Source organism: Verticiella alkaliphila, assembly GCF_018904615.1.
GTDB lineage: Bacteria > Pseudomonadota > Gammaproteobacteria > Burkholderiales > Burkholderiaceae_B > Verticiella > Verticiella alkaliphila.
Genome location: NZ_JADCNH010000002.1, coordinates 66,974 through 87,444 on the forward strand (window position 1 = coordinate 66,974; position 20,471 = coordinate 87,444).

Here is a 20,471-nt window from a genome sequence, read left to right on the forward strand (position 1 = left end):
TACGCCGCTCCCCTCACGCCATCCCGAGCACCGCCCTGTCCTGTGCACTCAGCGTGGCGGGCACGCCGCGCCGGATGAGCGCCGCGAAGTCCTCGTCTGGCGTCATCACCGTGAGACAGTAGAGCTTGCCTGCACCGGTGTTCTCCACCTCGTGCGCGCTGCCCGGGCGCACCAGCATGGCATCGCCGCGACGCAGTTCCAGCATCTCCCCATCGGCCCAGGCGCGACCTTCGCCTTCCAGGATGAAGAACATCTCGTGCGCGCGGGTGTGGGCGTTGGGTGGTGTGCGTCCGCCCGGCTCGAAGATCTCCACCACTGCCACGAAGTCACACCCCTCCCCGGTGGCGTCGAAGACCATGGCGAAGTAGTTCGTGTCCTCGGGCGAGATGCGCCAGGCCGGACATTCGGCCATCGCCTTGCGGATGGCGGGGGCGGGCTTCAGCATGCGGCGACTCCGGTGGTGAGGGCGTCGGACGTGGCGACGAAGCCAAAGCATTGCTTCGTGTTGTAGAGCGTCGCCTCCAGGCAGTACGCGGGTGACGTCGTGGCGCTGCAATCGGCCAGCAGCACGCAGTCGTAGCCCAGGAAGTTCGCGTCCTGCAGCGTGCAGAGTACGCACTGGTCCGCATTCACGCCCGCAAAGAGCAGCGTGTGCACGCCCAGGTTGCGCAGGATGGCGTCCAGTGGCGTGTCCCAGAAGCCGCTCATGCGCGATTTGTCGACGTGGATGTCGCCGGGCTCGGGTACGAGTTCGTCGACGATGCCAGCGGACCAGGAGCCTGCCTCCAGCACGCGCGCACCGCTGGGCAGGGCGTCGCCTAGCCCGACACCTTCGCCGGTGGGCTTGTAGACATGCAACAGCGACGGACTCAGGTTCAGTCGATCCGGCCGGTTGCCCCAATTGAGCCACACGACAGGGACCGATTGTTGGCGCAGCGTGGGCAGCAAACGGGCGAGCGGCGCGATGGGCGCGCGGGCCGGCGTGACGTCCACCCCGATCGACGCGAGCCAGCCATCCGGATGGCAGAAGTCGTTCTGCATGTCGATGACGACGATCGCCGTGCGCGCGAGGTCGAGCGTGAGCGTCTGCGGCTCTGCCACGACGCGCACGGGGCGCGGTGGCACCGTATCGCGCACGAGATCGGCGTGTTTGGCGCTTACGCGCCACTGGTTGCGCCCGGTGGCGCCAAGCGGAATGCGGGCAGCGGTCATGGGCGCCTCGTGCCGGGCGTGGTCAGGTCCACGACCTTCAGGTGATCGATGGGATAGTGGTGGACTTCCGCAAGCAGCGTGGCCAAGCCCTGTGCCGCGTGGTCGATCACGCGCTGGCCGCGCTCGGCGTCGGCATCCAGGGCGTTGCCTGCTGCGCCGGCGGGATGCAGATCCTGCGCCTGCCAGCCAAAGCCGATGCGGCCTTCGCTGCGCAGGAAGCGATACTGCGATTCGATGTCGACGCTGGCAGGGCGGAAGTCCCTGGCATGCTCCATCTGCACGAGATCCGGGCGCAGCGCCAGCATCATCGAGGTCTCCTTGCTGCCACCGTGAATACCGTGGCGGCGCTCCAGTTCGGGGAAGGGATCGCCCGGCACCGGGCCGAAGCTGCCGCCGTCGCAGCCCACCACGAACATGCCGAAACGCACCCGCAAGTCGCGCGCGACGATGTCGATGATCTGCGGCTGGCCGCCGTGCGAGTTGAAGATCACGAGCTTGCGGATGCCCGCGCGGTGCACGGCTTCACCGATCTCCGTCCACACGCGCGTGAGCGTCTCGGCCGACAGGCTCAGCGTGCCGGGAAAGGCGAGGTGCTCGTTGGCCTTGCCCACCGCCTGCATGGGCAGGAAGGTGATGGGCAGGTCGTCCGGCAGCAGCGCCTGCGCGTGCTCAACGATGCCTTGGTTCAGGCAGGCATCGACGAGCACGGGAAGGTGCGGGCCGTGTTGCTCGATCGAGGCCACGGGCAGCACCGCGACAGTGTCGGCCGGCAGTTGCGCGAATTCTCGTGTCGTCATGTCCACCCAGAGTCGGCGGGGCAGGCGGGTCGTCATGGGCGGGTCCTCAGGCAAGGGTCAGGATCAGGCGGGAAGGTCGGGCGGCGCCGTGATGCACGCCCAGCGTCGTGACCAGCGCGTTCGCGGTGGCGGCAGTCTTGGGGTCCTCACCGGTGCCGGGGTTGAGCGCGTAGGCCGGGAAGGCGGCGCCCGCGATCGACAGGCGCAAGGCTTCCCCCGGTGCCAGTGTGACGCAGGTGGCGGCCAGGCGAACCGTGACGGGCGCGTCGGGCGATGCCGGTACCTCGTTCGCAGGCAGGTGGCGATAGCCTTCGGCCAGGGGAATCACCTTGCCGTCGGGCTGTACGCGCGAGAGGGTGCAGGCGATGTCGAAGCTCGGCCGGTCGCCTTCCACGTGGAGTTCGGCGGTGACGTCGCCGGCCAACGCGAGCGGCGCGACGAACGGGGGCGTGGTGAAGGTGAGGACGTCGCCGCGAGCGTCCGTGGCCGCGCGGTCCACGGCGGCCGGCCGGACTGCCGAAGGCCCCGCCCACCGACGGCGCCGGGCGCCAGGGGTCGGTGACCACCGCGTCGACGCCGGGGGCGTCGTCAGGGTGGTCGCGCAGGTTGCCATCGGCAGTGTCCAGGGAAGCGAGTCCGGTACCTGAGAGATACAGCGACTGCGTGCGGTGAGGCCAGGTCGCGAAGTCCTGCCAGGCCTTGCGTCCCAGATCGAAGAGGCGCAGGGGCGCTTCGTGATCCACACCGTTGTCCTCGTCCTTGAGCCAGCGGTCGAACCAGCGCACGTGCAGCGCATCCATGCCGCCGTCCGCGTCGGGGCCGAAATCCAGGGCGCCCTGACGGCGTACCCAGGGGAAGTGGCCCCAGGGCCCGACCACGAGGTGTACGGGCGCCGCGCGTGTGGCCTGGAGGGCATGCCAGCTGGCGAGGCTGCCCTCCAGGAAGCTGTCGTACCAGCCGGCCACGAGCAGGGTAGGCACTCGGCGTTCCGCCATCGCTGCCACGCGGGCCGCTGGCGAAATGTCCTGCCAATAGGTATGGTCGCGCGGCGTGTCGCGCCATGTGGCGTAGTGCGAATGCTCGGGGTAGCGGTCCATCACGCCGGGGTGCGCGGGGCGTTGCTCGTTCAGGGGCAAGGCCTTGGCTGCACGAGCAATCTCGGTGTATGCCTCGGCATCCCCATCATGACGCGCGGTTTCCGCCGCCAGTTGCAACGCCCAGCCCAGGCTGGATTGCAGCCGGAAGGCACCTTGGCTGTGCGACCAGCCTTCGCGCGGGTCCCAGGGGGCCATGGCCGGGGCGAGCGCGCGCAGCGCGGGCCCGGCCAGGCTGGCCGCCATGAACTGGTTGTAGCCCTGGTACGAGAAACCGTACATGCCCACGCGGCCATTGCTGCCCGGCAACGCGGCGGCCCAGGCGATGCTCTGCGCGCCGTCCTCGGCATCATCCCGGCCCAGCGTGAAGACGCCCTCGGACGTGCCGCGCCCGCGGATGTCCTGCACCACCACGATGTAGCCGTGCGACGCATACCAGCGTGGGTGGGCGTAGCACAGCGTGCAGGCGATGCGCCGGCCGTAGGCCTGGCGCATGAGCAGCACGGGGAAGGGGCCGTCGCCCGCGGGGCGATAGATGTCGGCGTCCAGCCGCACGCCGTCGCGGGTGGTCATGGCCATGGTCTCAGCGGGCAGCGTGGCCAGGCGCTGCGCGCGAGCACCGCGCGCGTCGGGCGCATCGAGAGGGCGAGCCGTCATGCTGCCTTTCCTTCCAGCTGCGCACGTTCGTCCCAGCCACGCAGCTTGCCGGGATTGAGCAGGCCCTGGGGGTCGAAGCGGGCCTTCAGGGCGACGATCTCGGGATTGACCTTGCCCTGCTTGCCGTCCTCCACGACATAGACGTGCGGGTTGTTGATGCGCACGCCCAGGTCGCGGTGGATCTGCATGATCTCGTTCAGGCGGGCTTCCGTGGTGTAGCGCACGAGCTGGATGCCGCTGCAGTTGAGCCCGCCTTCCTTGGTGCGCAGGAACTCCAGGTGCATGAGCACCTCGCCGGCCAGTTGCTTCTCCAGCGTCTTGATCTGAGCCAGGTAGTCATTGGGCGACGGATCGAAGGCGCTCTGGATGTAGGTGATCGACTTGTCGTGCTTCAACGCATTGAGCGTGGTGTGGTTCCAGGTGAACTCGATCAGGGTGCGTCCGCCTGCCTGGACTTCTGCCGCGCTCTTGCGGTAGGTGATCTCGCCGCCATGGTGTGCCAGGGCCTGGCGCACGCCGGACTCGCTGCACTCGGTGACGACGAGAAGCACGGCGTGGCAGCCTTCCGGCAGGGCATCGGCAATGGGCTTGAGGTACTGCGGGATGGCGCGCCCAGGAAGCACACGTCCTTCTTGATCAGGGCGGGGTTGGCCGCGACATCGTTGGCAAAGTGCAGGGCCACATCGAACTCGGTGAAGACGGCCACCGTCTCCATCCAGGCCTGCGCCGGCGCGAGCGCGACTTCCAGTTCCAGCACGATGCCCGTGGTCCCATAGGTGTGGTGCAGCAGCATGGCCTCGGCATCGCGCAGTTCCAGGACGCGCGGCTCGGGCTCGACGGTCATGACGCGGGCACCCAGGACATTGCCAGGCGCGGCGACGGGGCCATAGGTGATGGACCCGGCGCCGCCGAAGCCACCGCCGAAGAGGCCGCCCAGGCTCGCGGAGCGGAAGGTGGAAGGCAGCCAGCGCAGCTCGTAGCCCAGCGGGCGCGCCGCCTTGTCGAAGTCCGCGAGACGGATGCCGGCCTGGGCACGGCCGACGCCGCCGCGCGCCCAGCCGAAGGCGTTGTAGCCGGACAGATCGAGTACCAGACCGCCGTGCAGCGGCGTGGACTGACCGTAGTTGCCGGTGCCGCTGCCGCGCACGGTGATCGGCACCTGCGCGCGCGCGCACGCGGCCACGACCTGACGGATCTCGTCTTCGGAGCGCGGGCGCACGGCGATGTCGCCGCGCTTGCCCGCGAGCTGCGCCTTGAGCACCGGGCTGAACCAGGCGAAGTCGGCGGAGAGCCTCCCCACCTTGATGGGGTCGACGATCCAGTCGAGTTCGGGCAGTTGCTCGGGCAGGCTCGCGGCGCGTTGGGCTTGCAGGGTCATGAGTTCACTCCGGGAGGCCGGCCGCCGCGGCGGCCGAGGTCGTATCGAGGGCAGGGCATTCAGTCGTGGGACGTCTCGCTGGCGTGCCAGGCGCCCAGCGCCTTCTTCGACAGCCAGGACATCGCGGCGAAGAGCGCGATGCCGGTGAGGGAAATGAGGAGCAGGGCCGCGAACATGCGTGGGATGTCGAGTTGAAAACCCGCCTGCAGGATCTGATAGGCGAGTCCCGAACCGGTGCCGCCGGTGCCAGCCACGAATTCGGCGACCACCGCGCCGATCAGGGCCAGGCCGCTGGAGATGCGCAGCCCGCCGAAGAAGTACGGCAGCGCGCTCGGGATGCGCAGGCGCACGAGGGATTGCCAGCGCGTGGCGCGGTTCAGGCGGAAGTAGGCCTGCAGGTCCGGGTCGATGCTGCGCAGACCGAGCGTCGTGTTGGCGATGATCGGAAAGAGCGCCACGAGCGTCGCGCAGATCACCATCGAGATCGTCGGATCCTTCACCCAGATGATGATGAGCGGGGCTACGGCCACGATGGGCGTGACCTGCAGCAGCACCGCGTACGGAAAGAGCGCCGTCTCGATCCGTTTGCTCTGCACGAAGAGAAACGAGATCAGCACGCCGGCCACGATGGCCGCGAGGAAGGCCGTGACCGTGATCTTCACCGTGGTGGCGAGTGCCATGCCCAGGGGCTGCCAATGTTCCACCAAGGTCACGCCCATGAGCCAGGGCGAGGGAACGAGATAGGGCGGCAATTGCAGCGCCGTCACGGCCAGCTGCCAGGCGAGGATGAGCGTGAGGCCGACAAGGGCGGGATAGACGATGCGCTGCACGTGTGGCCGACGCATGAGGGGCAGAGGGGCTTTGCGCGGGGTCATGACAAGGCCTCCTCGGTGTCGACGCTTGCGCGCAGCAGGCTGTGCTGCAGGTGGCGGGCGTACTGGGCGAATTCGGTGGACGTGGTGAAGTCCAGACTGCGCGGATACGGCTCGGCGATGGGCACGGTCTCCACGACGCGGCCCGGACGGGCGGCCATCACGACCACGCGATTCGACAGGAACACGGCTTCGTGGATCGAGTGCGTGACGAAGACCACGGTCAGGTTCTTGCGCCGCTGCAGCTCCAGCAGGTCCGCGTCCAGCTTGTGACGCGTGATCTCGTCCAGGGCGCCGAAGGGCTCATCCATGAGCAGCAGATCCGGATCGGTGGCGAGCGCACGGGCGATGGACACGCGCATCTGCATGCCGCCCGAGAGCGCACGGGGCAAGGCCTCGTGGAATCGGGTGAGGCCCACCAGCGCCAGGGCATCGGCTACGCGAGCGTCGGCCTCGGCGCGTGGCACGCCGGCCAGGTCCAGCGGCAGCCGGACGTTGGTCTGTACGCTGGCCCAGGGCATGAGCGTGGGGGACTGGAACACGAAGGCCATCTTGCCTGCCGTCGCCGTGGCCTGCTGCACGGGCTGGCGCCATAGCAGGATGCGGCCATCAGTCGGTTCGAGCAGACCCGCGACCATCTTGAGCAACGTGCTCTTGCCGCAGCCCGAGGGGCCGAGCAGCGTGACGAATTCACCCTGGCGGATGCGCAGATCAACGGGCAGCAATGCACGCGTGCCCTTGTCATAGGTTTTCTCAGCCGAGAGCACCTCGACCACGGGTGCCGCGGCCGTGCCGGCGGTGGCGGGCTCAGGCACTGGAGGCGGGTAGGCCAGCGACAGCGAGGATTTGGCAGGCAGCATGGCAGAGCGTCCGCGTGAGGGTGGGCCGCGGCCAGGCCGCGGCGGATCGGGGACGATGCGCCCCCGAACGTGTCAGGGCAGGACCTTGATGTCCTTAACCAGCGAGAAGTCGTAGGCCTGGTCCACCGAGACCTTGCTGGCCTCGAGCAAACCGGCATCGACCAGGAACGCGTGGCTCTGGCGCGCTCGTGCTTCAGTGATGATGCCGATGCCCAGCGTGGCAGCGTCCCCGCCCTTGATCATCTGCTCGTCGTTGAGCTTCTTCACGCCATAGGCCAGCTGGGCCTCGGTCATGTTGGGGTTGTCCTTGCGGATGAGCGCGTTGGCGGGTGCCGGGTCCTGCAGATACTGCTTCCAGCCTTCGGCCGAGGCGGCTACGAAGGCCTTGACGACATCGCGTCGCGCCTTCACGGTGTCGTCCATGCAGCTGATGGTGGCGGCATAGGCGGGGTAGCCGTGGTCGGAGAAGAGCAGCACGGTCGGTTTGCCGCCGGCCTGTTGGATGGAAAAGGGCTCGGACGTCAGGTAGCCTTGCTGCGCCGTGTTCTTGTCGGCCATGAAAGGCTGGATGTTGAACGTGTAGGGGCGCGTCTGGCTGTCCGTGAGGCCGTAGCGGGCTTTGAGCCACGGCCAGTAGGCGCGGTGCGCGGTCTGCCCGATGAGGATGGTCTTGCCCTTGAGATCCTCGAAGGACTTCACGTCTTCGTGCGCGATCAGCACCTGGGGATCCTTCTGCAGGAAGGCCGCCACGGTGGTCACGGGTACGCCGCCCGCGCGCACCTGCAGCATCTGCAGGTCGCTGGAGCCCAGTACGCAGTCGGCCTGCTTGCCCACCATCATCTGCACACTGTTGACCTGCGGCCCGCCCATCTTGATGGTCACGTCCAGGCCGGCCTTCTCGTACAGGCCCTGGGCCAGCGCCTGATAGAAGCCGCCGTGTTCGGCCTGGGCATACCAGTTGGTGAGCAGGGTGAACTTCTCGGCCGCCTGGGCGATGGGGGCGATGAAACCGGCGGCAAGAGGCAGGGCGGCCCAGCGGGCGGCGCGGGCAAGGGCGTGTGGCAACGACGTCTTCATGGCATCCTCAGGAGGAGTGGGGGCTGGCGAGTCGCCCGCCGCGCAACACGACGCGCCCGTGGGTGCGGGCAGGGAATCCGTGCGGCCGGGCATGGGGAAAGAGAACGAGATCGGCGGGCGCGCCAACGGCGAGCGGCATGGGCGCGCCGGGGTCGAGCCAGTCGTGACGGCAGATGGCCTCGGACCAGACGTCGAAGGCAGCGGGCAACTGCGCGGCGAGCACGCCGGTGCCCAGCGCCTGCAGAGGGTCGTAGTCGCCCACCGCGCAGAAGGGATCCTGCACGTTGTCCGAGCCGATCAGCACCGGGATGCCGCGCTCACGGGCTTCCTTCACCAGCGTGAGGCCGCGCTGGCGGGGGGTATGGCCCGTGCGTGCGTCCTGAAGCAGCAGGTTTGTCGCCGGCAGTGTGACAAGCGTGATGGCGGTGCGGGCGACCGCGTCGAGCGTGGCCAGTGCGACGTCTGCATGTTGTGCTGACAATGCGCACGCGTGACCGCACATCACCGGCCCTGCAAAGGCAGTCTCGCGCAGCAGCCCCGCGAGGGTGGCGAGGCCGGCGGCCGCCGGATCCAGCTCTTCGTCGATGTGCAGGTCCAGCCCAAGCCCCGCGTCCGCAGCGGCTTGAACGAGGTGACGCATGGCGAGCGGATCCCACCGGCTCGTGTGGATGAAGGCGCCGAGCTTGGCGGTCGGATCCAGCCTTGCGAGCCCCTGTGCCAGCCGGTGAGCTTCGCCGCGCTCGGCAAAGAACGTGAGCGGCATGAGCGCGGCGCGATCCATGCGCAGGCGGGGGCGCCATTCGTCGGCGAGCTCGCCCAGTACGTGCCAGGCGAGGGGCACCGTGTCGGGCTCCCACCAGTCGCAGTGCGTGCGCAGCCGTGTCACGCCGGCTTCCCATGCCCACGTCAGTGCCGTACCGGCGCGAGCACGCACGTCCTCGGGTGTCCAGCCTGCCCGGTCATGCATCATGGCCGCAATGGCACCCAGCAGCCCGGGCTCGGTCTCGCCCAGGCGGTCCAGCGTCAAGGTCTTGTCCAGGTGCGCATGTGCCTCGACCAGACCGGGCAGGGCGAGCATGCCGTCGAGGTCGTGGTCATCGCCGGTCGTCCATACGACATGGCGTCCCGGCCCGTCAGACGGCTGCAGGCTCGCGACGTGGCCGTTCACGACGACCAGATCCGCGAACGCAGGCGTGCCATTTCGAGATGGCCAACCCGGGCCCAGCAGCCAGCGCGGCAGGCGCACGCGGCGCAAGCGTACCGCTCGGGCGGTGGCGAGGTCTGGCGGCCAGGCGGGGGCGAACGACACGGCACTCACAGGTTTGACCACTCAATTTGATCGATTGGTCAAAATAAGCGAAAGCCATGCCAACTTCGCGCGCGGGGCATCCCAGAGTGTCGCGGCACTTCTGCTGTGTGCAGCGATGCCTTATTCTGGTGCGATGCCGGCGCCGCGCAGCACCAATTCCGTGAGTTCGCGCACTATCGGTTCGCGCGGCAGCGGCGCCGGTAGAGGGCACTCGAGCACAACGCGAGCCTGCGTTTCGTAGTCCGCATAATGTTGGGTCATGGCCCAGATGTGCATGAGAAACATGCGGGCATCGAGCGCACGCATCTGACCCTGCGCGATCCAGCGGTCGATGCGTTCGACTTTCAGCCGGATGGAGGCCACGGCCACCGGCCAGTAGCTGCCCAGGTTGGGCCCGCCATCCATGATCTCGCGCGTGAAAATGCGAGACAGATCCGGATTGGCGACGGCGTACTCGAACTTGCGCCGCACGTATTGGGTGAGCACGAAGCGCGCATCGTGCTCGTCGGATTCGAAGACGACTCCCGCAGACCAGCCCGCGAGGACGTCATGCAGGAGCTCCAGGTAGAGCTCGTCCTTGCCGGCGATGTAGTAGTGCAGCTGGGGTTTGGTGAGTCCCGCCCGCCGGGCGATCTCCTGCGTCGTCGCCCCCTTGAATCCTTGCAGACTGAATTCGGCGATGGCCGCTTGGCGAATGGCCTGCAGGATGCGCTCGCGACCGGGCCGGTTGCGCGAGCGAGGCTGGCGTGAGGCGGGCGCGTCCTGACTCATTGGAACAGGTAGATCAACGACAGCGTGGCGCTGGCTTCCTTGTAGTCGAAGAGCCCGATGTTGGCGCGCTGGCGTGCTGCGAGGACGCCGAGGTTCACGCGCCAGTCTCGGTTGATGTTGACACTGAGATCGGCGCTGGCCTGCCAGCGCGTGCGCCGGCTGCGCACATCGCCAAAGAGCGGGCTGTAGGCGTCGCGGTCGCGGGCGTGTAGCACGCCCGCACCGAGGGTGAGGCGCGGGATGCGGCCGGCGATCTCGGGTAGCGAGAAGCCGCTGCGCAGGTCCAGCAGCAGCCGCTGCTGCGCGCGTCCTGCGCGCTCGCGCTGGGCGAAATCGTATTCGTAGCCGGCCTGCAGGGCGGTGTCGCCGCCCACGGGAATGCGCGCAATGAGGCGCGCGGTGTTCCAGCCGGCCTGGCCACGGGGGTGGCGGCGCTCGAAGGCGGCGCGCACGGCCATGCCTTGCGGAGCGAAGCGATGCTCGGCCCAGCCGCCCACGGCGGTGATGGCGCCCAGGTAGTCCTCGTCCACGCCGAGCGCCAGTACGCCAACACGCGTGCGCGGACGGATGCCGACGCCGAGTTCGCCGTAGCCTGCGAGGAAATCGGGTGGCGCGCTGGAGAAGGGCCGGCGCGCCGTGAGATCCAGGCGAGTTTCGATGTCGTGCAACGGCCAGCGCGATTCCCAGCGCAGGCCCGCCTCGGTGAAGCCGCCACCGCGTTGGCGAAAGCGCGGATCCAGCGTCGCAGTGACCGGCAGGCCGTCCAGCAGCAGGGTCAGGTCCGTGACGCTCGTCGAGCGCGAGAGGTTGCTGCTGGCACCAATGCCCAGTCGCAGTTCACCGGCGTGGGCGATGAGCGATTGGCGGCCCGCCTGCAAGGCGGGCGGCAGGCCGAAGCGCGACACCGCGGCCGTCAGCAGATTGTTGCAGCCGGCGGGATCGCCGAGATCGCACAGGGCGAGCCCGTAGTCGTACCACGCGCCCGCGAAATCCGGGTCGTACATCAGCGCCTGCTCGAAGTGCAGGGCGGCGGCGCGGATGTCCCCACGCGCGCGGGCGTCCAGTCCCGCCTCATAGGCTTCGAGGGCCGGCGTGCTGGCGCCGGCCGTGGCCGAATCGGCTGGCGCCGCCGCTGCCGGCATCTGCAGGCCGGCAGTCAGCATCGCGGCCGAGAGCCAGACGCGCCAGCCGGCGCGCTGCGTAGCGGTGCGCAATGCCCGAGACGGGCGCGCCGGCAGACGACGCGAGAGCCGTCGCGCAAGTGGCGACAGCGCCGAAAACGAGGGGGAGGACAAACGGATTCTAGCCACGAGACATCAGGTCGGATCAGCGCTTCGGCGGCCCTGCCAGCGATTGGCAGGCACGTCGGCCAGCGTGAACAGCGCCATGGTACGCTGGATTTCCCCTGGCATGTCGCCCACCGGGAGGGTGGCGTTCGCGGGCAGGGCCTGCGCCACCGTCTTGCTGAGCAGCAGCGGCCAGGGGTGGTGCCGTGTCTGGCGTTCGATATGCGCCGCGAGGTTGGCCACTTCGCTCACCACCGTGTAGCGCTTCTGATCCGTGCCGAAGGAGCCCAGCAGGTAGGGGCCGGCATGCATGCCGATACCGATCGATAGCGGCGGCAGCCCTTGCTCGGCGAGCGAGGCGTTCAGCGCGCTCATGCCCTCCAGGATGGCCCGCGCGGCGTCGCACGCCGCCTGGGCCTGCTCGACGTCGGTGCCGGTGCGCCAGAGCAGCAGGGCACCGTCGCCCGCAACGTTGTCCAGCATGGCGCCGTGCGCCTTGGCATGCCCCACCACGTGCGCGATTCCGCTGTCGCACCAGCGCGCCAGGTCGCCCAGGGGCAGGCGCTGGGATTGCGCGGTGTAGCCAAGGATGTCGGCCACCATCACCGTGCCCCAGCCCGTCTCGGTGGGCACCACCGCGTCGGGGCGATCGATCAGACGGCGCAGCGGGGGCGGCAGATAGGCCTCGAAGCGCTCGCGCAGCCGGGTACGCTCGTGCAACACCTGACTGAGCAGAAGCACGGCTCCTGCGAAGGCCGCAAAAGTGGCCGGTGCCGCGGCGGGCCACAGTACATGGTCCACGCGCCAGGCGATCAGGGCGCCTGCCACCGGCAGGATCACGCCGGCGGCGGTGATGGCAGCCAATCGTCGAAAGCGCCGGGCATTGGCCAGCAGCAGCGCCGCCGTGACGAACGCAAGGGCATTCATCAGATACGCTGCGTAGCGTGGCTCGTAGGGCACCTGACCACCCAGCCAGGCCTGCAGCGTGTGGGCATGCACCTCGATCCCAGGCACGGTGTCATAGAAGGCAGAGACGACGTAGTCGCCCAAGCCCAGGGACACCCCGCCGATCAGCACGATCCCCTGGTCCAGGGTGCCTGCGGGCAACTCCCCCGCCCAGGCCCGGGCGACCGACGCGTAGCGCAGCGCCGCCGACGAGCGCCAGGGGATCGTGAGCGCGAGGCTGTCGTCCACCGGCAGGGCCAGGCTGTCGAGATCGCCGGGCACCAGCATCCAACTCGCCTCGTTCCAGCCGCCTCGGCGCACGGACCATTCACCGACACCGGTGAGCTGCGCCACGAGCGACTGCAGCAGGCTTGGGGCGCACGCGGCGGGAGGCGGGCCGTCACACACCAGCGTTGGCGCGCGGCGCATCACGCCATCCGTGTCGATGAGCGCATTGATGTGCCCGACGCGCGCGCTTTGCGCGAGCACGGCCTCGCTGCCCAGGGCGCCTTTGAAGACAGGCGTGTCAGGCGGCGGAAAGTTGGCCGGCCGCGGCGGCGCGATGGGCTGCCAGGGCCGCGCGCCACGGGTGCCAGGATCGTGCAGCATGAGCTGACCGACAACGGAAGGCTGGCGGGCGAGTGCCGCGGCGAAGGCGGCATTGCCTGCCATTTGTTCGGGCGCGGGCGGGAACACGGCGTCGATGCCGAGCAGGTTGGGCGCATGCGCCTGGCGGATGCGCGCGATGAGCTCGGCCCAGACGGCCCGTGGCCAGGGCCAGGTGCCCAGCATGTCGATCGCTTCCTCGTCGATGGCGAGGATGGTCACGGGGCCAGGGGTCGGGGGATTCAGCCGCGCGTCGAGCGTCAGCAGCGCCCCACGCAGGCGATTCTCCAGTGCGCCGCGTGTCGGCTCGAGAAACACCAGTGCCGCCAGCGCAAGCGACAGGGCGACGAAGACCGTGCGCAGAAAGCGTGGGCGAGAGACCGAGGGTGGCGAGCCGGCAGGGCCTGGGCGGGCTATCGCTGCCCCCAGATGACCACGCCATGCAGTTGACCGTCTTCGAACGTGCGCTGCACCGTGGTGACCGCGCTGTCCAGATTCTTGCCGATGGCCCCCGTCACCAGGGAGTCCGACCGGGCGGGGTCAGAGTGCAGGAAGCCGCGCTCGTTGATGACGCCGCTCGCGCTCGTGGCATAGGTGGCGCCGTTGCCCTCGAAGCTGCTGCGGGTGTCGAAGCTGCGCTGGTTGAAATCCACGCTGAGGGTGCCGGCACCCACGGCCAGCGTCGTGTTGCCCGTGGGCGAGATCAGCATGCCTTCACCGCCAGCGGCGAGGAAGTCGGCCCGACCGGTGCGCGGCAGATCCGTCGCGCGGGACTCTAGCCCGGCCACATACACCGTGTTGGCGAGCTGAGCCGCCTTGCCGGCGGCGCGCAGTTGCGAAGCCAGCAGCACCTCATCGTTGCCTGCCTTGCCGATCGCATCCCAACGGCCCCAGTAGGCGTCCGTGGGCATCGTCACGGCCACGGGCGGAATCTCGGGCTGGACGGGCGGCAAGGACACGCCGGGCTGGCCCGGTGAGGGTGCGGCGGGATCGGGTGCAGGTGCCGGGGCCGGCGTGGCAGGCAGTTCGAGCACGGTATCTGGCTTGGAGCGGTTGACCGACTCCGAGGTGCCTGCCCGCACGCTCGCGACCGGCTCCTGCGGATGCGGCACGGCCGTGCTGTCCGGGCTCGTCGCCGGATCCTGAACGAGACGGGGGGACGGATTGCCCACGGCGACTTCCACATAGCGGCCGTCGGCGCTGGGCGCAGCACCCAGCAGCAGCCCGCCGCTGGTGCAGGCGCCGAAGGCATCGGCCGCGCAGCCCGAGCCCAGGGCGGCGACGACGACAGCGCCGCTGTTGACGGCCACGCGTGAGCGCGCGTTGTCAGTGGCGACCACGAAATCGGTACCGCGCACGCCCACGGCCGCGACAGGCGTATTGAGACGGAACGCGTCCTTGTTGACCTCGCCCACGCCACCGGTGACCGAGCGCGCCACGCCTTCGCGCAATTGATAGCGCACGCGATCCGTGGCCACGTCGCCCTGGTAATCGAAGACGTCGATATGGAATTCGGACAGGGGCCGCACGGCGACCATGCCGCCATCGGCCATGCGCACGTGCACGAAGCCGCCTTCGCCGGTGAAGAGGGTCTGTCCCGCCTTGAGTGCGGCGCCGCGTGCGAGCGGCGTGCGGCCCGCCTCTGTCTGGACGAAGGCAGGGCCCGCGACCAGCACGACTTCGCCGGCGGCAGGGGCGGCCGCGTGCGCGGACACGCTTCCCGTGAGGGCAAGACACAGCGCGCCCAGGCGCGCGACAGGCAGCGGCGAAGACATGGTGAGATACGAGTTACGTTTTCGAATCAATGAGTATATCTTTGATACAGTGGTTGTGGTGCCGATGCCGCGCTTCGCGTTTGCCATTGACACCTTGCAGGGAACCTGATGAAATGATTGGCTTTGCGAAGTTTTACGCATATATCACCATTGCAATTGGCCTCTCGATTGCAATAAAACCTCATTGCCGAGCCCGCCATGAAACGCACCTATCAGCCTTCCGTTGCCCGTCGCAAGCGCACCCACGGTTTTCGCGTCCGCATGAAGACCCGTGGCGGCCGCGCCGTCATCAACGCGCGTCGCGCCAAGGGCCGCAAGCGTCTGGCCGTCTAAGCCATGCGCCTCGTGCGCCGTTGCCGTTTCGGCAGCCGCGCCGCGGCGTGCGCGCCTTGCACGGCTTGCCGTGTCGAGCGTCACGCCTCACGCAGTAGTGTAGTACCGAAAGCCTGCCTGTTCGTCGTCCGTTGCCTTGGCTCGGACGGCATTGGCTTGGCCGCGTGATGTCGACCTTGTCGTTCCCCCGGTCGGCGCGTCTTCTGACGCCCGATGCCTTTGCCGGACCGCTCAAGGGCCGCCGTGTCGCCACGGGTGCGTTGCTCATGCTGCACGCCGGGCCGGCCGTGGCGGGGGTTCCCCGACTCGGCCTCGTCGTCGGCAAGCGTCACGCGCCGCTCGCGGTCACGCGCAACGCCATCAAGCGCGTCGTGCGTGAAGCCTTCCGTCATCAGGCGGCCACGCTGCCGCCGGCAGACTACGCCATGCGCCTGCACCGTCGTGTGGGCGAGCTGAGTCTGACCGTGCTCAAGCGCCAGGTGCGTGCCGAAGCCGATGCCCACTTCGCGCGGGCTCGACGTCAAGCAGGCCCCAGGCCCAATCCCGGAGGACAGCCCTGATGTCCATGCGCCGCGTCGCCAAGGCGACTCTGTTGCTTCCCATCCGGTTCTACCAGATCGTCGTCAGCCCCTGGCTGGCGCCGTCGTGTCGCTTCGAGCCGACCTGTTCCGGCTATGCCCAGGAAGCCATCCAGGTGCATGGTCCGGCATACGGCAGCTATCTCGCGTTGCGCCGTCTCTGCCGGTGCCACCCGTGGGGCGGCACCGGTCACGATCCCGTCCCGCCCGAACGCCGCGCCGCCTCGGCCGACCAGCCCGGCGGCCAATAGCGGCTACACTCTGGCGGGCCCGCGGCGCCCCCGGCCGACCGCCTCCACGATCCTTTATCCGGCTACCTGCACAGTTCATGGATACACGACGCACCATCCTCTGGATGATCTTCTCCTTCTCGCTGCTGTTCCTCTGGAACAACTGGCAGGTTCACAATGGCAAGCCGTCGCTGTTCGGCGGCACGCCGCCGGCCACGCAGGCCGAGGCCGCGAACGAGGGCGTCTCGCCCCAGCCGCAGCCGGGCGCCGATGGCGTGCCGATCCCGCAAGAGGTCACCGCCCCCGCCAGCGCCGTGCCGAGCACGACCGCCGCGCCGGTGCAGACGCAGGCCGAGCCTGTCGTGGTCACGACCGACGTGGTTCGCCTCACCTTCGATCCGGTGGGCGCGCGCGTGGTCAAGGCCGAGCTGCTCAAGTACGGCGCCGTCGACGATGCCAATCAGCCCGTGGTGCTGCTCGATAGCCGCCCCGGCCTGACCTACGTGGCCGAGACGGGCACCGTGGGCCAGCAAGGTGCTGCATTCCCGACGCACCGCACCCCGTTCCAGGTGACCAGCACCCAGCGCGAGCTTACCGGCGACACCCTGGAAGTGGCCTTCGAAGCCACCAGCGGCGGCGTGCGCGTGGTCAAGACCTACACGCTGCACCGTGGCCGCTACGACATCGGCGTGCGCCATGACGTGACCAACGTGGGCGACGCCCCGGTGGCCCCGTCGGTGTACCTGCAGCTCACCCGCGACGGCAGCAAGCCGGCTGGCGAATCGAGCTTCTACAGCACCTTCACGGGTCCGGCGGTCTACAGCGAAGCCGACAAGTTCCAGAAGATCTCCTTCACGGACATCGACCGCAACCGTGCCACCTTCACGACCGGTGCCAACAACGGCTGGATCGCGATGGTGCAGCACTACTTCGTGAGCGCCTGGGTGCCGCAGGAAGGCACGCAGCGCACCAACGGTGTCGTGTCGCTGGGCAACAACCTGTATGCCGTGCGCACCATCGAGTCGATGGGCACCATCGCCCCGCAGGAGTCCCGTGCCTCCGACGCGCAGCTGTGGGTCGGTCCGCAGGACCAGAAGGCACTGGAGCAGGTGGCGCCTGGCCTGGGCCTGGTAGTCGACTACGGCTGGCTCACCGTTATCGCCAAGCCGTTGTTCGCCATCATGACCTGGCTCTTCAGCATGATCGGCAACTGGGGTTGGACCATCGTTGCATTGACCGTGCTGATCAAGCTGGTGTTCTTCCCGCTGTCGGCCGCGAGCTATCGCTCGATGGCCAAGATGAAGCAGGTTGCGCCTCGCCTTCAGGCGCTGAAGGAGCGTTTCGGCGACGACAAGCAGAAGCTGAACGCGGCCATGATGGAGATGTACCGCACCGAGAAGATCAATCCGCTGGGCGGCTGCCTGCCGATCCTCGTGCAGATCCCGGTGTTCATCTCGCTGTACTGGGTGCTGCTGGCCAGCGTGGAAATGCGCGGTGCGCCGTGGATCCTCTGGATCCAGGATCTCTCCGTGCGTGACCCGTGGTTCATCCTGCCGGCGGTCATGATGGCCACCATGTTCCTGCAGATCAAGCTGAACCCGACGCCGCCGGATCCCCTGCAGGCCAAGGTAATGATGGCCATGCCGCTGATCTTCGGCGGGATGATGTTCTTCTTCCCGTCCGGCCTGGTGCTGTACTGGGTGGTCAACAACATCCTGTCGATCGGCCAGCAGTGGTACATCACGCGCAAGATCGCGAACGCGCCGGCCAAGGCCGCCTGATCCGCCTTGCCGTGTGAATGACGAAGGGCCTTCGCAAGAGGGCCCTTCGTTTTTGCACCACACCCAGTGCGACGATGGCGGTCCGGCAGGACGCCGGACCTCTTCCGCTCAGGAGCCCACGGCCTGACCGTCGCGCCGGCCATCGGAGCCGGCGATGTAGCTGCCGTTGTCCTGGCGCACGATCAGCTGGGCCGAACCGAACTCCAGGCTGCTGGCGGGTTGCAGGTCCAGCGGGTGGCCCCAGCCGCGCAGGGCCTCCACGGTGGCTTGCGGCACGTGGGATTCCAGCATGACGGTGTCACCCTTCTCGACGCGAAAGCGCGGGGCATCGCTGGCCGCCTGCGGATTGCGGCCCAGATCGACCAACTGGCGCATCACCTGCACGTGGCCTTGCGCCTGCATGTTGCCGCCCATCACGCCGAAGCTGCACCACGGCTTGCCGCCGCGCGTGATGAAACCCGGGATGATGGTGTGCAACGGGCGCTTGCGCGGCGCGACCTGGTTGCGGTGACCCTGAGCGAGCGTGAAGCCGCAGCCGCGATTGTGCAACGAGATCCCGAGATCGGGCACCACGACGCCCGAGCCGAAGCCGTGGTAATTCGACTGGATGAAGGACACCTGCGTGCCGCCCGCGTCAGCGGTGGTGAGGTAGACCGTACCGCCCTGGCCAGGGGTGCCCGCACCCGGTTTGGCGCTCGTGCCACGACGGATCAGCGCGGCGCGCCGACGCAGGTAATCCGGATCGAGCAGCTGCTGCGTGAGTTCGCCCATGTGATCGGCATCGGCCACGTGGGCGTGCAGATCCGCGAAGGCCAGCTTCATGGCTTCGATGGGGTCGTGAAAGAGGCTTGCCGGGTCGTCCGCGCGCGGCGGCTCCAGGTTGTCCAACATGCCCAGCGCCATCAGCGCCGCGATGCCCTGGCCGTTGGGCGGGATCTCGTGCAGCACGTAGTCGTCGCGATAGCGCATACCGATCGGTTCGACCCATTCCGTCGTGTGTTCGGCCAGGTCTTCACGGGTAAGGGCGCCGCCCGTCTCGCGGGCGTAGGCAGCCAGGCGCTCGGCGATCTCGCCACGATAGAAATCCTCGCCATGGCTCTCGGCGATGCGGCGCAGCGTGCGCGCCTGCGCGGGGTAGCGCCAGATGTCGCCCGCGGCGGGCGGCTTGCCGTCCACCAGGAAGGCCTCGGCAAAGCCGGGCTGATCCTTGAGCTTGACGGCTTGCGTGGCCCATTGGCGAGCGATGGTGGGCGACACCGGAAAGCCTTCTTCCGCGTAGGCGATCGCCGGCTCGAAGAGTTGGGCGAAAGGCAGCTTGCCGAAGCGCTTGGACAAGGCCGCCCAGCCGGACACCTGGCCGGGCACCGTGACCGTCTCCCAGCCCAGGCCCGGCATGGCGGAGAGCCCGGCGAAGCGCTCGGGGGTCCAGGCCGCGGGCGCGCGGCCCGAGGCGTTCAGGCCATAGAGCTTGCCCTCGTGCCAGACCAGCACGAAATTGTCGCCGCCGATGCCGTTCATCACGGGCTCGACCACCGTCAGGGTGATCGCGCTGGCGATGGCGGCATCGACGGCGTTGCCGCCGGCCAGCAGCATGCGCAGCCCGGCCTGGGCGGCCAGCGGCTGGCTGGTGCTGACGATGTTGCGCGCCACCAGGGGTTGGCGCCGCGTCTCAGTGGGCAGCGTCCAGAAGTCATCGGGATAGGACATGAGGTCTCCGTGCATCATGAAATGGCAAGAAGGGACAGCGGCCTCGCAGCCGCTGTCCCGGTCATTCGTGCGTCCGTCCATCCGGGACGGCGCCTGCCCGGATCGAAGGTCCGGGCGGCCTTGGGTGCTGGCGTCATGGCCGGACCGTTGTCCGGCCCCGGGGCAGCGGATCAGTTCGGCTTCACGCCCGCCTGTTCGATGAGCGCCTGGGTGCGCGGGCGCTCGGCAGCGATGAGCGCATCGAACGCGGCGCGGTCGGCCGGCAGGATCTCGGCGCCGGTCTTGGCAAGCTGCGCCTGGAAGTCGTCGTCCTTCACGATCTTCTGCACCGCCGCCGACACCTTCTCGATCACCTCGGGCGGGGTGCCGCCGGGCGCCACCAGACCATACCAGGGGGCGATGTCGAATCCGGGATAGCCTTGCTCGGCCACGGTGGGGATGTCCGGCGCCATGTCCGAGCGCTCCCCGGTGGAGATCGCCAGGGCATTCAGCGCGCCCGTGTTCACCTGCGGCAGCGCGGTCATGATGGTATCGAAGTACATCGAGACCTGCCCGCCGAGGAGCGCCGGAATCGCTTCACCGGCGCCCTTGTAGGGCACGTGCAGCAGATCGATGCCGGCCTGCTGCTTGAGCAGTTCGCCGGCCAGGTGCGACGTGGTCCCCGTGCCAAAGGACGCATAGCTGAGCTTGCCCGGATTGGCCTTGGCGTAGGCCACCATCTCCTCCAGCGTCTTGAACGGCATGGCCGGGCTGGACAGGAGCACATTGGGGGTCTGAGCGACGAGCGCGATCTTCTCGAAGGATTCGGGGTCGTAGCTCAGGTTGGGCATCATCAGGGCATTGGTGACCATCGATGCGGGGCCCGACATCAGGAGCGTATAGCCGTCCGGCTTGGCGCGCGCGGCGGCCGTGCTGCCGATGGCCGCTGCGGCGCCGGGGCGGTTCTCCACCACGACGCTCTGGCCGAGTTCCTTGCCGAGCGCGACGCCGAGCTGACGGGTGATGAGATCCGTGGCCGAGCCGGCCTGGAACGGCACGATGATCTGGATGGGCCGCTGGGGCCAGTCGGTGGACGCGGCCGTCGCGGCAGCGGCGACGCCGAGGCCGGCCGTCAGGAAGAGGACAGAGCAAACGCGGGAGAGAGTCACGAGCAGGTTCCTTGTTGTCTGGCGATGGAGGGTGGACAGGGGACCGCGCTACGGC

At 68.6% G+C, this 20,471-nt stretch carries 17 protein-coding genes and 2 pseudogenes; 4 read left to right on the plus strand and 15 right to left on the minus strand.

All coding sequences use genetic code 11. The annotated features are described in order from the left end of the window. Positions 1–13: 13 nt before the first annotated feature. The 13 genes and pseudogenes from IMZ29_RS01895 to IMZ29_RS01955 form a co-directional block, all read right to left on the minus strand. Positions 14–445 carry a cupin domain-containing protein gene (locus IMZ29_RS01895; RefSeq protein ID WP_216179765.1) on the minus strand — a complete coding sequence of 144 codons (432 nt, stop codon included), beginning with the start codon at positions 443–445 and terminating at the stop codon, positions 14–16. Beyond that, a complete protein-coding gene (locus IMZ29_RS01900; RefSeq protein WP_216179768.1) occupies positions 439–1,212 on the minus strand; it encodes a cysteine hydrolase family protein in 774 nt (257 codons plus the stop codon). The genes IMZ29_RS01895 and IMZ29_RS01900 overlap by 7 nt, the downstream gene beginning before the upstream one ends. After that, positions 1,209–2,045, minus strand: a complete 837-nt coding sequence (locus IMZ29_RS01905; protein ID WP_253206658.1) for a creatininase family protein — start codon at positions 2,043–2,045, stop codon at positions 1,209–1,211. The genes IMZ29_RS01900 and IMZ29_RS01905 overlap by 4 nt, the downstream gene beginning before the upstream one ends. A gap of 10 nt (positions 2,046–2,055) precedes the next feature. Continuing rightward, a pseudogene (locus tag IMZ29_RS01910) lies at positions 2,056–3,760 on the minus strand (CocE/NonD family hydrolase). Further along, a pseudogene (locus tag IMZ29_RS01915) lies at positions 3,757–5,138 on the minus strand (FAD-binding oxidoreductase). The pseudogenes IMZ29_RS01910 and IMZ29_RS01915 overlap by 4 nt, the downstream one beginning before the upstream one ends. 59 nt (positions 5,139–5,197) lie before the next feature. Then, positions 5,198–6,013 carry an ABC transporter permease gene (locus tag IMZ29_RS01920; protein ID WP_216179775.1) on the minus strand — a complete coding sequence of 272 codons (816 nt, stop codon included), beginning with the start codon at positions 6,011–6,013 and terminating at the stop codon, positions 5,198–5,200. Further along, on the minus strand, positions 6,010–6,870 hold the full coding sequence (locus IMZ29_RS01925) for an ABC transporter ATP-binding protein (protein ID WP_216179778.1): 861 nt from the start codon (positions 6,868–6,870) through the stop codon (positions 6,010–6,012). The genes IMZ29_RS01920 and IMZ29_RS01925 overlap by 4 nt, the downstream gene beginning before the upstream one ends. Before the next feature lie 72 nt (positions 6,871–6,942). Next, entirely contained in the window at positions 6,943–7,947 is a 1,005-nt protein-coding gene (locus IMZ29_RS01930; RefSeq protein ID WP_216179781.1) for an ABC transporter substrate-binding protein, read from the minus strand. Positions 7,948–7,954: 7 nt separating this feature from the next. Next, complete coding sequence (locus IMZ29_RS01935; protein WP_371820067.1) at positions 7,955–9,256, minus strand: amidohydrolase family protein; 1,302 nt, start codon at positions 9,254–9,256, stop codon at positions 7,955–7,957. Positions 9,257–9,376: 120 nt separating this feature from the next. Further along, the gene (locus IMZ29_RS01940) at positions 9,377–10,027 is read right to left on the minus strand and encodes a TetR family transcriptional regulator C-terminal domain-containing protein (protein ID WP_216179783.1); all 651 of its coding nucleotides are present in this window, start codon (positions 10,025–10,027) and stop codon (positions 9,377–9,379) included. Beyond that, entirely contained in the window at positions 10,024–11,322 is a 1,299-nt protein-coding gene (locus IMZ29_RS01945; RefSeq protein ID WP_216179786.1) for a tetratricopeptide repeat protein, read from the minus strand. Before IMZ29_RS01945 ends, IMZ29_RS01940 begins: the two co-directional genes overlap by 4 nt. A gap of 21 nt (positions 11,323–11,343) precedes the next feature. Further along, positions 11,344–13,182, minus strand: coding sequence for a CHASE2 domain-containing protein (locus IMZ29_RS01950; protein WP_216179789.1), 1,839 nt, complete (start codon positions 13,180–13,182; stop codon positions 11,344–11,346). Between the two features lie 95 nt (positions 13,183–13,277). Further along, positions 13,278–14,639: a FecR family protein gene (locus IMZ29_RS01955; RefSeq protein ID WP_216179791.1), complete on the minus strand. Its 1,362-nt coding sequence runs from the start codon at positions 14,637–14,639 to the stop codon at positions 13,278–13,280. A 198-nt stretch (positions 14,640–14,837) separates the two neighbouring features. Between IMZ29_RS01955 and rpmH the strand changes: the two genes are divergently transcribed. The 4 genes from rpmH (at position 14,838) to yidC (ending at position 17,561) form a co-directional block, all read left to right on the plus strand. After that, on the plus strand, positions 14,838–14,972 hold the full coding sequence (gene rpmH, locus IMZ29_RS01960; RefSeq protein ID WP_216179794.1) for a 50S ribosomal protein L34: 135 nt from the start codon (positions 14,838–14,840) through the stop codon (positions 14,970–14,972). Between the two features lie 167 nt (positions 14,973–15,139). After that, positions 15,140–15,532: a ribonuclease P protein component gene (gene rnpA / locus IMZ29_RS01965; protein ID WP_216180200.1), complete on the plus strand. Its 393-nt coding sequence runs from the start codon at positions 15,140–15,142 to the stop codon at positions 15,530–15,532. Beyond that, positions 15,532–15,801 carry a membrane protein insertion efficiency factor YidD gene (gene yidD, locus IMZ29_RS01970; RefSeq protein WP_253206660.1) on the plus strand — a complete coding sequence of 90 codons (270 nt, stop codon included), beginning with the start codon at positions 15,532–15,534 and terminating at the stop codon, positions 15,799–15,801. Before rnpA ends, yidD begins: the two co-directional genes overlap by 1 nt. Before the next feature lie 77 nt (positions 15,802–15,878). Beyond that, positions 15,879–17,561 (plus strand): membrane protein insertase YidC, encoded by a 1,683-nt coding sequence (gene yidC / locus IMZ29_RS01975; protein WP_216179796.1) that lies wholly within the window; start codon positions 15,879–15,881, stop codon positions 17,559–17,561. Between the two features lie 108 nt (positions 17,562–17,669). On the opposite strand, the gene IMZ29_RS01980 is transcribed toward yidC, so the two are convergent. Then, positions 17,670–19,268: a gamma-glutamyltransferase family protein gene (locus tag IMZ29_RS01980; RefSeq protein WP_216179799.1), complete on the minus strand. Its 1,599-nt coding sequence runs from the start codon at positions 19,266–19,268 to the stop codon at positions 17,670–17,672. A gap of 170 nt (positions 19,269–19,438) precedes the next feature. Beyond that, the gene (locus tag IMZ29_RS01985; protein ID WP_371820084.1) at positions 19,439–20,422 is read right to left on the minus strand and encodes a Bug family tripartite tricarboxylate transporter substrate binding protein; all 984 of its coding nucleotides are present in this window, start codon (positions 20,420–20,422) and stop codon (positions 19,439–19,441) included. Positions 20,423–20,471: the final 49 nt, after the last annotated feature.